Origin of the sequence: Streptomyces sp. GC420 (genome assembly GCF_009916105.1) — a bacterium.
GTDB lineage: Bacteria > Actinomycetota > Actinomycetes > Streptomycetales > Streptomycetaceae > Streptomyces.
In genome coordinates this window covers 1-11,500 of the sequence record NZ_JAAAXQ010000274.1, presented here as the reverse complement: position 1 = coordinate 11,500, position 11,500 = coordinate 1, and the positions used below count along the sequence as shown (strand labels likewise).

The following is an 11,500-nucleotide window of genomic DNA, read 5'->3' as shown; positions in this document are numbered from 1 at the left end:
CCGGTCACACAGCGCCGACCCGCCCGCCGGTCTCACGCAGCGCGAGCGCGATGTGCTGTCCCTCGTCGGAGCCGGACTGTCCAACGGCGAGATCGCCGAGCGGCTGCACATAGGCGTGACCACCGTCAAGACGCATGTCTCCGGACTGATGGCGAAGACCGGTGCCCCCAACCGGGTACGGCTCGCGGTGCTGGCGGTCCGGACGGGCGTCACACCGGACTGACCAGTCGGCGGGCCGAACGCGAAGGGACGGGCGGCTCCCGGCAGCCGCCCGTCCCTTCGCGCCCGCCGGTGCATCCGGCGCACCCCGGATCACACCCCGGACCGTGGGATCACTCCTCCCCGGTGGGTGTCCAGCGGAAGAAGGCGACCGAGAGCACGGCACCTGCGACCGCCCAGATCCCGAGCACCGCCAGGTGGCCCCACTCGAATCCGGCGCCGGTGGTGTGGGGGTCGAACGCGGTCAGCATGGCGAGGAAGAAGTGCCGGACCGGAAAGACGTCCGCGACACGCTGCATCGCCACGGGCAGGTCCTTCCCGGGGAAGAAGTTCCCGGAGAGGAAGAACAGCGTCAGGCCGGCCCCGAAGGCCATGGGCAGGGACGCGGAGGCCCTCCTGACCAGTGCGCTGAAGGGGATTGCCGCGAGACAGCAGGCGAGCGTTCCGGCGAGCACGGTGACGGCGGCCGCCGGGATCCGCGCCCCCGGGAACGGCACGTCGAAGACGAGCACGCCCAGACAGGCGACGAGCACGGCGAGCATCACCGACATCACCGTGGCGGTCACCACATGCCCCGCGAGAAAGACCGGGGCGGGCACAGGTGTGCTGCGCAGGCGCTTGAGCACGCCGTACTCGCGGTCCTCGACGAGGGTCATCGCCAGGTTCTGGAACGCGGCGGAGACCACTCCGACGACCACCACCGAGGCGGTCATGATGGTGGAGACGTCAAGGGTCCAGGACCGGTCCGGGGCATGGACGCGTTCGCCGTCGAAGATCGAGGCGAGTACGAACAGGTACAGCAGCGGCAGGACGACGACCAGGAAGGCGGTCTGCGGGTTGCGCAGCACGACCTTGACCGCGCAGGCGGTCTCGCGCCGCAGCAGCGCTCCGGTAGCGATGCTCATCGCGCCTCCTCCCCGCGGTTGGTGCCCGCCCTCTCCGTGATGGCCAGATAGATGTCTTCGAGGGACGGCCGGCGCACCTCGAGTCCCGGCAGGCCGGTGCCGTTGTCCCGGGCCCAGTCCATGAGCGGACCGAGTCTGCCGACCGGATCCGCGGTACGCAGGGTCACCAGCTCGCCGGCCGCCGCCGGGGCAGCACCCTCCAGCAGGCCGGGGTCGATCCGCTCCGGCCGGCGGAAACGGATCTCGCACGGCATCGTCTCTCGTCCGCCGAGAGTGGCGGGCGTCCCCTCCGCCACCACCTGTCCGCCGACGACGACCGCGAGCCGGTCTGCCAGGGCCTCCGCCTCGTCCATGTAATGAGTGGTCAGGAAGACGGTCTTGCCGAGCTCCCGGAGCGCCTCGATCATGGACCAGGCCTGCCGGCGTGCCGCCGGATCGAAACCTGTCGTGGGCTCGTCGAGAAAGACCAGCTCGGGGTCGCCGACCAGCGCCAGTGCCACGTCCAGCCGCCGCTGCTGCCCGCCGGAGAGCCTCCCCGCCCGGCAGGCGCGTTTGCCTGCCAGCCCGATCAGCTCGATCGTCTCGTCGACGTCACGCGGCGCCGGGTAGAAGCCGGCGTGACGAGCGACCAGTTCCCGCACGGTCAGCTCGGGCGGCATCCGCGAGGCCTGAAGCACGAGTCCGATGCGCGCCCGCCAGGCGGACGTCGGACGCGCCGGGTCGGCACCGAGGACCCGGACGTCGCCACCGCTGCGGCGCCTGTTGCCCTCCAGGATCTCCACCGTCGTGGTCTTGCCGGCCCCGTTCGGCCCGAGGAACGCGAACACCTCGCCGCGCCGCACCGTGAGGTCGAGCCCGCGTACCGCCTCGAACGTGCCGTAGGACTTGCGCAGTCCCCGCACGCGGATGGCCGGGTCCGGCGAGTTGTCCTCCGCTCCTCCGGCCGACTCCTCCCGGCCCGCCGCCTTCACCGCCGAATGTCGCATCAGATCCTCAGCTCCTTGCCGCTCTTCATGCGGTGGACGCTACGGATCGCGGCGCGGGCGAGTATCCGCCCTGTGGCCGCTCTTCCGGCCACTGGGAGGAGGACAGGTCTCCCGGCTCTCAGCCCATCCGGTCCTCGCCGGAGAGCTGCTCCCCCGCCACCCCTGTCTCGGCGAACGTCCGGGTCACACGACGCGACGTGCAGACCCACAGGATGCGCGGCGGGCGGTCACCGGTGTTCCTGAACAGGTGGGGGAAGGGGAGGTGCGTTCGTCGAGGTCGAGGGACCCGGGGAGCAGCAGAAGATCGAGTCCGCCGTGGACATCACGTGGCTGCACCGGGCCGGCCGGAGGTACGGGGCGGCCCTCGTCGAGGCAGTCCGGGCCCTGGACCTCCCGCCCGGCCGGGTGGACGCCTTCGTCCACGGCGAGGCCGGTTTCGTGAAGGAACTGCGCGGGCTGCCGCGCGTCGGGCACCGGATTCCCCGCGACCGGCTCTCGATCTCCGGCTGCTGGCGTCTCGGCCGCGACGAGCAGGGATGGCAGGCGTCCAAGCGCCAGTGGAACGCGCGGGTCGAGGCGGAGCAGGAGCAGGAGCCCGCGCAGCGGCCCCGGACGGTGCCCTGTCCCCGCGGTCCCAGAGGGCGCCCTGTCCCCGGTCCCAGAGGGCGCCCGCATGTGAAACACCCCGGTCACCTGGTGTAGACACTGCGGGTAAGCGGATTGAGGAGCCGGCACCGGGGCGGGCCCCGTGTCCGGGAGCGGGAGGGGCGCAGAGAGTGGACGCGCGGGAACGGGCCCGGCAACTGGACGACCTGCTGGGGGAGATGAGACGCCAGGCGGCCCGCCCGGACACCCGGCGGTTCCTCGACTGGCTGCACGGCAGGACCGGTGCCCAGTTCGCTCTGCTGGGCCCCGACGGAACCGTCACCACGGCCACGCGGCACTTCCCGCACGGCGTACTCGGCGGGCTCGACACGGTCACCCGGCGGCTCGCGGCCGGCGAGATGGAATCCGCGGCCGTGGAGAGCGGCAGGCAGCGGATACGGTGCGACGCGCTCGGTCCTGCGGCACCCCGTTCCGTCCTGGTCACGGCCACCGACACCACCACCAACGCTGCCGACGCCGCCACCGGCACCACTGCCACAGCCGCCGGAGCCCCGGCGCCCGCCACCGGGAACGCCCAGCTCCTCGCCGCCCACACCCCCGGCCTTCTCTCACTCCTGCTCGGTGCCCAGCAGACCCGTACCGTCACCCGCGCCTACCACGAGAAGGCCTGGCAGGTGCGGCTGGCGATCATGTCGGCACTGATGGTCGGCGATCCGGTGCTCGCCCGCCGGATGACCGGCGGAGAACCCCCGGCGCTGCTGGACGCCGAAAGCCTGCGCGTGTACCTGCTGCGCTGCGCTCCGGACGACCGTGACGGCATCGCGGAGAAGTTCCAGGACGCGGCCGGCTACCACGGTGACGCCCTTCTCGTACGCTGCCCCGTCTTCGACGAGCACCTCATCTGCCTGCTCGCCGAGGACGGGGCGCAGGAACTGCGGGCGGCGCTGCGCCGACTGGTGCGCGAACAGTCCCGCTACATCCTCGGGGTGAGCGACCCGCAACCGCTGCGCGAGACCGGCGCGGCCTACGGCCAGGCAGTGCACGCCCTGGCCGTCGCCCGGCACCTGCCCGGGCGGGAGGCCGACTACCGGGGGCACGCCGGGCTGGAGAAGGCGCTCCCCCGGGAGGAGGCCGTCGCCTGGGCCCGCGCCTTCCTGCACCCGCTGCACCAGGTTCCGAGGGCCACCGTCGACATCGTGCGGCTGTCCGTCACCTTTCCGCGTTCCGCAGTGGCCCGCCTGCTCGGCATCAGCCGCAACACGGTCACCGCTCACGTCAAGCGTGCGGCGCGGGCACTCGACCTCGACCTCGACCGGGTCCGCGCCCGGTCGGCGGTCGACCTGGCCCTGTCCCTCGCCGCGCCCCCGTCGTCCCCGTCCGGCCTCGACGACGGACACCGGCGGCCGGCCGCCGTCCTGGACCAGCTGCTGCGCACGCCCCAGGCCGTGGCATGGGCACAGGCACTGCTCCGCCCCGTCAGGGTCTCCGACCGGCCGCTGCTCACCACGGTGCGGGGGTGGATCGACGCCGACACGGACGCGCAGGCGGCCGCACAACGCCTCGGTATCAGCCGCAACACGGTGCGCTCACACCTCCGGGAGGCGGAACGTCTCCTCAACCGCGATCTGCTGGCCGTCGGTTCCGGGGTGCACGACGTGGTGCACGCGCTGCACATCACCCGGGAGCCGGGACCGGAGACGGTGCCGGGGCAGGGAGCGGGAGCGGAAACGGACATCTGACGAGGCCGCGCAGGCCGGCGCCGTCCCGGACCCGCGCGGCACGGGACTTGGGCACCGTGCACAACGGCCCGGCGAGACTGGGCACCGTGCTCGGTTGGGCGCTGCCCGTCCCGGCCATAGTGTTTCTTGCACCGCCCCGACCGCGGCGCCGTCCTGAAAGGGCCGGCGTACGCCGGTACGGGGAGCGGGTGCGGACGGTGATGCGGTGCCGTGTGCGGGGGGCACTGCACCGGATCACCGATTCCGCGGCGCCGGCCAGGCCGACGCGCAGCCCCCGACCGCGCCCGCCGCGGTGCCCGCGGGCTGCCGGCCGCGCGGTGCGCTTCAGTGCCGGGGCGCCGGGGGCAGAGGGCTCACGCGCCGCTCGCCCTGAGCATCTCCTCGCGCTCGACGATCTTGACCCGCTCGCGGCCCTGTGCCGCGCCCATCGCCTTCTCCTCGGCGTCCAGCCGGTACCAGCCGTCCCACGTGGTCCAGCGGACGTTCCGCTCGGTGAGGAACGCGTCCACGGCCTCGGGAGCGGGCGAGGCCGGCGTGTGCAGGCGGCCGTTCACGAAATCGTCCAGCAGGCCGGCGACCGTCTCGCTCGCATCGCCCTTGGTGTGGCCGATCAGGCCCACGGGGCCGCGCCGGATCCAGCCGGTGACATACGTCGACCGCAGGTGCTCGCCGGTCTCCTCGATCACCCGGCCGCCCTCGTTCGGGACCGTGCCAGACGCGAAGTCCCAAGGCAGCTTGGGGAGTTGGTCGGAGAGGTAGCCAACGGCCCGGTAGACCGCGGTGACGTCCCAGTCGGTGAAGTCGCCGGTGCCCCTGACGTTGCCGGTGCCGTCCAGGGCGGTGCGCTCGGTACGCAGGCCGACGACCCTGCCGTCTTCGCCGAGGATTTCGGCGGGCGACTCGAAGAAGTGCAGGAACAGCTTGTGCGGCCGGTCGCCGGCATCGCGGATCGCCCAGTTCTCCAGCGTCTTGGCGACCATGTCGGCCTGCTTGTTCGAGCGGCGGGTCGCGATCGAGCCCTCGTCGTAGTCGATGTCCTCGGGATCGACGATGACCTCGATGGTCGGGGAGTGGTCCAGCTCCCGCAGCTCCATGGGGCTGAACTTCGCCTGTGCCGGACCACGACGGCCGAACACGTGGATCTCGTACGCCTTGTTGGCCTTCAGGCCCTCGTAGACGTTCGGCGGGATCTCGGTCGTCAGCAGTTCGTCGGCGGTCTTGGCGAGGATGCGCGCCACGTCCAGGGCGACGTTGCCCACACCGAGGACCGCGACCTTCTCGGCCTCCAGCGGCCAGGTGCGGGGCACGTCGGGGTGGCCGTCGTACCAGGAGACGAAGTCGGCCGCGCCGTACGAGCCGTCGAGAGCGATGCCGGGTATGTCGAGCGCCCGGTCGGCCGTGGCACCCGTCGAGAAGATCACCGCGTCGTAGAAGGCGCGCAGGTCGTCCAGGTGGATGTCGTTCGGGTAGTCGACGTTGCCGAAGAGGCGGATCTGCGGTTTGTCCAGCACCTGGTGCAGAGCGGTGATGATGCCCTTGATCCGCGGGTGGTCGGGGGCGACGCCGTATCGGATCAGGCCGAACGGAGCCGGCATGCGCTCGAAGAGGTCGATCGACACACCCGGAGCGACGGCGGCCTGGGACTTCAGCAGCGCGTCGGCAGCGTAGATGCCGGCGGGGCCGGCACCGACGATGGCTACCCGCAGAGGGCGTGTCATGATCAGGTTCCCTTCGAGTGACAGAGGTGACTCGTCGGCAACCGTAAACTCAGGCAAGCCTAAGTGTGTACGGGGTCCCGGTTTATGGGGCCATAAGGCCGGCTTATGGGTTGCCGGGTTGCCAGGTCTCTCCGGCGCGGTCGTCCGGGGCCATGGCCGGACCACGCGGTGCCGGTCCGCCGCCCGGCTTCAGGCCGTGGGCGCGGGCTCCCGCGTACCGGCGCCGACCCGGTGCGCCTGCGCGGGGCGGCCGGGCGGGACGGGGCGGCCATGGTGATGGCGGCGGCGACGAGTGCGACACCGCAGCCGATCAGCAGCCCCACGCGGAAGCCGTCCTCGGAGGGCAGGACGTAGTCGCCCATCCGGACGGTCACCCTCGGCTCCCTCGCCCGGCCGGGCCGGGGGGCCGAGGCGATCCCGGTCCGCCGCGATCCCGGTCCGAGGACCGGGGGCTCCTCAGGGGCGGGTCATCCGCAGCACGTCCAGGGCATCGTCCAGCTGCTCCAGGGTCAGCGCGCCCCGCTCCACATATCCGGACTCCAGTACCACCTCGCGGATCGTCTTCCGCTCGGCCAGGGACTTCTTGGCGACCTTGGCCGCTTCCTCGTACCCGATGTACTTGTTCAGCGGAGTCACCACGGAGGGCGAGGACTCCGCGTACTCCCGGGCCCGTTCGACGTTGGCGGTGATGCCGTCGACCGTGCGGTCGGCGAGCAGCCGGGTCGCGCTGGCCAGCAGCCTGACCGACTCCAGGATGTTCCTGGCGATCACCGGCAGCATCACGTTGAGCTCGAAGTTGCCTGCCGCGCCCGCCGTCGCGACCGTCGTGTCGTTCCCCATCACCTGCGCGGCGACCATCAGCACGGCCTCGGGGATCACCGGATTGACCTTGCCCGGCATGATGGAGGAGCCCGGCTGGAGATCGGGAAGGGTGATCTCGGCCAGACCGGTGCGAGGGCCCGAGGACATCCAGCGCAGATCGTTCGCGATCTTCGTCAGCCCGACCGCGATGGTCCGCAGCTGCCCGCTGGTCTCCACGATCCCGTCCCGGGCGCCCTGCGCCTCGAAGTGGTCGCGGGCCTCCGTCAGCGGAAGCCCGGTCGCCCGGGCCACCTCCTCGATGACGGCGGCGGAGAAGCCGGGCGGGGTGTTGATGCCGGTACCCACCGCCGTGCCGCCCAGCGGCAGTTCGGCGAGCCGGGGCAGCGACGCCCGCAGCCGCTCGACGCCGTAGCGGACCTGGGCGGCGTACCCGCCGAACTCCTGACCGAGCGTCACGGGCGTGGCGTCCATCAGGTGGGTACGCCCGGACTTCACCACGTCGCGGAACTCCTCCGCCTTGCGCTCCAGCGAGGCGGCGAGATGCTCGAGCGCCGGGACCAGATCGCGCGTCACGGCCGCTGTCGCCGCGATGTGGACGGAGGACGGGAAGACATCGTTGGACGACTGAGAGGCGTTCACGTGGTCGTTGGGATGTACGGCGCGGCCCAGCCGCTCGCTCGCCAGCGTCGCCAGCACCTCGTTCGTATTCATGTTCGACGAGGTTCCGGAGCCGGTCTGGAAGACGTCCACCGGGAAGTGCTCGTCCCACAGGCCCGCGGCGACCTCCTCGGCCGCCTCCGCGATCGCCCGGGCGATGTCCTCGTCCACCACCCCCAATTCGGCGTTCACCTTCGCCGCCGCGCCCTTGATCCTGGCCAGTGCCTCGATGTGGGCACGCTCCAGCCGCTGCCCGGAGACGGGGAAGTTCTCCACGGCGCGCTGCGTCTGCGCCCGCCACTTGGCGTGCGCCGGGACCCGTACCTCGCCCATCGAGTCGTGCTCGAGGCGGTAGCCGCCACCGCCGTCCGGGCCGTCCGGGCCGCCGCCCTTGCCGCCCGCGTCGCCCACGCTCTCCGTGCTCTCCGTGCTCATCGTTTCGTACCTCCTGGCAGGACAGCGTTCCGGCCGGTCCGGTCTGTTCCCGGTTCCCCGGCTCGCCAGTGAAACCCGCACGGCGCTGGTTTGTCCCGGGACACGCGAGGCCCGTGGCCCCGGGGGCGCACCCCCGGGGCCACGGGCCTCGGAACGGTTCCGGGAGGGCGGCCCGGACGGAGGGTCAGCCCAGACCCGGCCCCCGTACCGGGATCGTGGTGAAGGTCGGGGCGGGCGCGGGGTCCGTGAAGAAGTCGTTGCCCTTGTCGTCCACGACGACGAACGCCGGGAAGTCCTCGACCTCGATCTTCCAGACGGCCTCCATGCCGAGCTCGGCGTACTCGACGACCTCGACCTTCTTGATGCAGTCCTGGGCCAGCCGCGCGGCCGGGCCGCCGATCGAGCCGAGGTAGAAGCCGCCGTGGGCGGCGCAGGCGTCGGTGACCTGCTTGGAGCGGTTGCCCTTGGCGAGCATCACCAGCGATCCGCCCGCGGCCTGGAACTGCTCGACGTACGAGTCCATCCGCCCGGCCGTGGTCGGGCCGAAGGAGCCGGAGGCGTAGCCCTCGGGGGTCTTGGCGGGGCCGGCGTAGTACACCGGGTGGTCCTTGAGGTACTGCGGCATCTCCTCGCCCGCGTCCAGCCGCTCCTTGATCTTGGCGTGCGCGATGTCGCGGGCGACGACCAGCGAGCCGGTCAGCGAGAGCCGGGTCTTCACCGGGTACTTGGTCAGCTCGGCGCGGACCTCGTCCATCGGCCGGTTGAGGTCGATTCGGACCACGTCGTCGTCGCTGAGATGCTCGTCCGTGGTGTCGGGCAGGAAGCGCGCCGGGTCGGTCTCCAACTGCTCCAGGAAGACGCCCTCGGCGGTGATCTTGGCGACGGCCTGCCGGTCGGCGGAGCAGGAGACGGCGATGGCGACGGGGCACGAGGCGCCGTGGCGGGGCAGGCGGACGACGCGTACGTCGTGGCAGAAGTACTTGCCGCCGAACTGGGCGCCGATGCCGATCTTCTGCGTGAGCTCGAAGACCTTCTCCTCCAGTTCCTTGTCCCGGAAGCCGTTGCCCAGCGGGGAACCTTCGGCGGGAAGCTCGTCGAGGTAGTGCGCGGAGGCGTACTTCGCCGTCTTCAGCGCGTACTCCGCCGAGGTGCCGCCGACCACGATCGCCAGGTGGTAGGGCGGGCAGGCGGCCGTGCCCAGCGAACGGATCTTCTCCTCCAGGAACTTCATCATGGAGGCCTCGTTGAGGACCGCCTTGGTCTCCTGGTAGAGGAACGACTTGTTGGCGGAGCCGCCGCCCTTGGCCATGAAGAGGAACTTGTAGGCGCCGCCGTCGGTCGCGTACAGCTCGATCTGGGCGGGGAGGTTGGAGCCGGTGTTCTTCTCCTCCCACATGGTGAGCGGAGCCATCTGCGAGTAACGCAGGTTGAGCCTGGTGTACGCGTCGTAGATGCCGCGCGAGAGGGCTTCCTCGTCCCCGCCCGCGGTGAGGACGTTCTGGCCGCGCTTGCCCATGACGATGGCCGTGCCGGTGTCCTGGCACATGGGGAGCACCCCGGCCGCCGCGATGTTCGCGTTCTTCAGCAGGTCCAGGGCGACGAACTTGTCGTTGGAGGAGGCCTCGGGGTCGTCCAGGATCCGGCGCAGCTGGGCCAGGTGGGCAGGCCGCAGGTAGTGCTGGATGTCGTGGATCGCCTCCTCGGCGAGCTTGCGCAGCGCCTCGGGCTCGACCTTGAGGAACGTACGCCCGTCGGCCTCGAAGGTGGAGACACCTTCGGAGGTCACCAGCCGGTACGGGGTGGTGTCCTCTCCCAGCGGGAGCAGATCGGTGTACTCAAAATCCGGCATGTTGGCGGCCAATCCTCACTCGGCTGCGGCGACGAAGCTGAACCAGAGTAGAACGTGCACAGACGATCGTATGAGTGAGGTCGACCTCACCCGAGCTCCCGGCGCCTCGATTCCGGGGCATGGATCGTTACGTATCGGGGCATAGGCGCCGGGCTTCCGAACCGCCCGCGCCGTGGCCGCACCCCGAACCCGTCCGAGCCGGGACCCGGCCGGGGCGGCGAGGGTCGGCCCGTGCCCGCGCGGGCACGGGCGGTGCGCGGCGATCCCGGCCGATCCGGAGCCTAGTCGCGATCTATCGCGATTGGGTACGCTGCTGTCCGTGGACGAGAAGACGTCTCTGGAGAAGCCCGAAGCCCCGGCACCAGCCCCGGCATCCGCCCCGACCCCCGTCGCCATGCGCGCCTCCGACGCCGACCGCGACCGGGTCACGGACATCCTCCGTGACGCGCTCGCCGAGGGCCGGCTCAGCCCGGAGGAACACTCCGAGCGGATCGACGCCGTGTACGCGGCGAAGACCCTCGCCGAACTGGACCCGCTGGTCCGGGACTTGCCCGCGCCCGGCACTCGGGCCGTCCCCGGCCCCGCCGCACCGGCGCCCGGACTCGCGCCGGCGCCCCATGCCTACGGTCCGGCCCCCGGCACGCCCATGACGAGCGAGAACCTGATCGCCGTGTTCTCCGCCTCGACCCGCAAGGGCCGCTGGCGGCTCAGCCGCAGGACCAACGCCTTCGCGCTGTTCGGCAGCGTGGAGATCGACCTGACGGAAGCGATCTTCGAGCAGCAGCACTCCGTGATCCAGGCGACGAGCCTCTTCGGCAATGTCGAGGTCCGCGTACCGGAGAACATCACCCTGCGCGGCAACGGAGCCGGGATCTTCGGCAACTGGGAGGTCGACTCCGCGGAGGCCGGCGACCCGCAGGCGCCCGTCGTCGTCGTCACCGGCTACTCGGTCTTCGGGAACATCGAGGCGAAGGCCAAGCGGGGCAAGCGAGTTCGGGATCTGCACGCCGGATTCAGGGACCGCCTCGGCCGTTGACCGCGCCGCCGTAGCCGCTCCCCGCCGGGGGAGCGACCAGCGCGGCGACCCGGTGCATAGGCGCGCGCACAACGGGTAGGCCTTGCTGCATCGTCTCTCGCTCGCGAAGCCGTCGTCAGGAGCAGACCGTGCTGCAACCGCCGCATCAGTCCCTGCAGGTCGCCGCCGTAGCACCCCAGCGGGGGCCGGCCCGGGAACAGGAAGGCCCCTGGCACGCCGAGGCGGTCTGCCGCCGTGACGAGGCAGGGCTCTTCTTCGCCCCGTCGAAGGAACCGACGGCCGCCCGGCTCTCGCGCGAGGAGGCCGCGAAACGTGTCTGCGGACGCTGCCCCGTCATGGTCGAGTGCCGCGAGCACGCCCTGCTCCAGCCGGAGCCGTACGGGGTCTGGGGCGGACTCACCGCCGCCGAGCGCCGCGTCGTGCTGGCCCGCCGCAGGCGCCGCGACATGGAGATGAAGAAGGCCGCCCGCGCCTCCCAGATAGCCGCCGCCGGGTAGAGCCCGCAGCCGGCCGGCCCTCCCTCCGGCC

General features: G+C 71.6%; 9 protein-coding genes and 1 pseudogene. 5 read left to right on the top strand and 5 right to left on the bottom strand.

The window, feature by feature from the left end:
• Positions 1-223 (top strand): response regulator transcription factor (locus GUY61_RS27270; protein ID WP_166632903.1); only part of this gene is annotated, 223 nt, incomplete at its 5' end.
• Between the two features lie 109 nt (positions 224-332).
• On the opposite strand, the gene GUY61_RS27265 is transcribed toward GUY61_RS27270, so the two are convergent.
• Both GUY61_RS27265 and GUY61_RS27260 read right to left on the bottom strand, forming a co-directional pair.
• A complete protein-coding gene (locus GUY61_RS27265) occupies positions 333-1,124 on the bottom strand; it encodes an ABC transporter permease (protein WP_166632902.1) in 792 nt (263 codons plus the stop codon).
• Positions 1,121-2,110: an ABC transporter ATP-binding protein gene (locus GUY61_RS27260; RefSeq protein WP_166632901.1), complete on the bottom strand. Its 990-nt coding sequence runs from the start codon at positions 2,108-2,110 to the stop codon at positions 1,121-1,123. The genes GUY61_RS27265 and GUY61_RS27260 overlap by 4 nt, the downstream gene beginning before the upstream one ends.
• Before the next feature lie 249 nt (positions 2,111-2,359).
• On the opposite strand from GUY61_RS27260, the pseudogene GUY61_RS27255 reads away from it, so the two are divergent.
• Both GUY61_RS27255 and GUY61_RS27250 read left to right on the top strand, forming a co-directional pair.
• A pseudogene (locus GUY61_RS27255) lies at positions 2,360-2,698 on the top strand (siderophore-interacting protein); the annotation flags it as partial.
• Between the two features lie 188 nt (positions 2,699-2,886).
• Complete coding sequence (locus GUY61_RS27250) at positions 2,887-4,455, top strand: helix-turn-helix domain-containing protein (RefSeq protein WP_313896878.1); 1,569 nt, start codon at positions 2,887-2,889, stop codon at positions 4,453-4,455.
• Between the two features lie 353 nt (positions 4,456-4,808).
• On the opposite strand, the gene GUY61_RS27245 is transcribed toward GUY61_RS27250, so the two are convergent.
• The 3 genes from GUY61_RS27245 to GUY61_RS27235 form a co-directional block, all read right to left on the bottom strand.
• The gene (locus tag GUY61_RS27245) at positions 4,809-6,173 is read right to left on the bottom strand and encodes an FAD-dependent oxidoreductase (RefSeq protein ID WP_166632900.1); all 1,365 of its coding nucleotides are present in this window, start codon (positions 6,171-6,173) and stop codon (positions 4,809-4,811) included.
• Positions 6,174-6,629: 456 nt separating this feature from the next.
• Positions 6,630-8,087, bottom strand: a complete 1,458-nt coding sequence (locus tag GUY61_RS27240; protein ID WP_166632899.1) for a class II fumarate hydratase — start codon at positions 8,085-8,087, stop codon at positions 6,630-6,632.
• 184 nt (positions 8,088-8,271) lie between these two features.
• Complete coding sequence (locus tag GUY61_RS27235; RefSeq protein WP_166632898.1) at positions 8,272-9,936, bottom strand: fumarate hydratase; 1,665 nt, start codon at positions 9,934-9,936, stop codon at positions 8,272-8,274.
• 319 nt (positions 9,937-10,255) lie between these two features.
• Here GUY61_RS27235 and GUY61_RS27230 point away from each other — a divergent pair, with 319 nt between their 5' ends.
• Together GUY61_RS27230 and GUY61_RS27225 are read left to right on the top strand one after the other, a co-directional pair.
• Positions 10,256-10,972 carry a DUF1707 domain-containing protein gene (locus GUY61_RS27230; RefSeq protein WP_398957052.1) on the top strand — a complete coding sequence of 239 codons (717 nt, stop codon included), beginning with the start codon at positions 10,256-10,258 and terminating at the stop codon, positions 10,970-10,972.
• A 128-nt stretch (positions 10,973-11,100) separates the two neighbouring features.
• Positions 11,101-11,469: a WhiB family transcriptional regulator gene (locus GUY61_RS27225; RefSeq protein ID WP_166632897.1), complete on the top strand. Its 369-nt coding sequence runs from the start codon at positions 11,101-11,103 to the stop codon at positions 11,467-11,469.
• Positions 11,470-11,500: the final 31 nt, after the last annotated feature.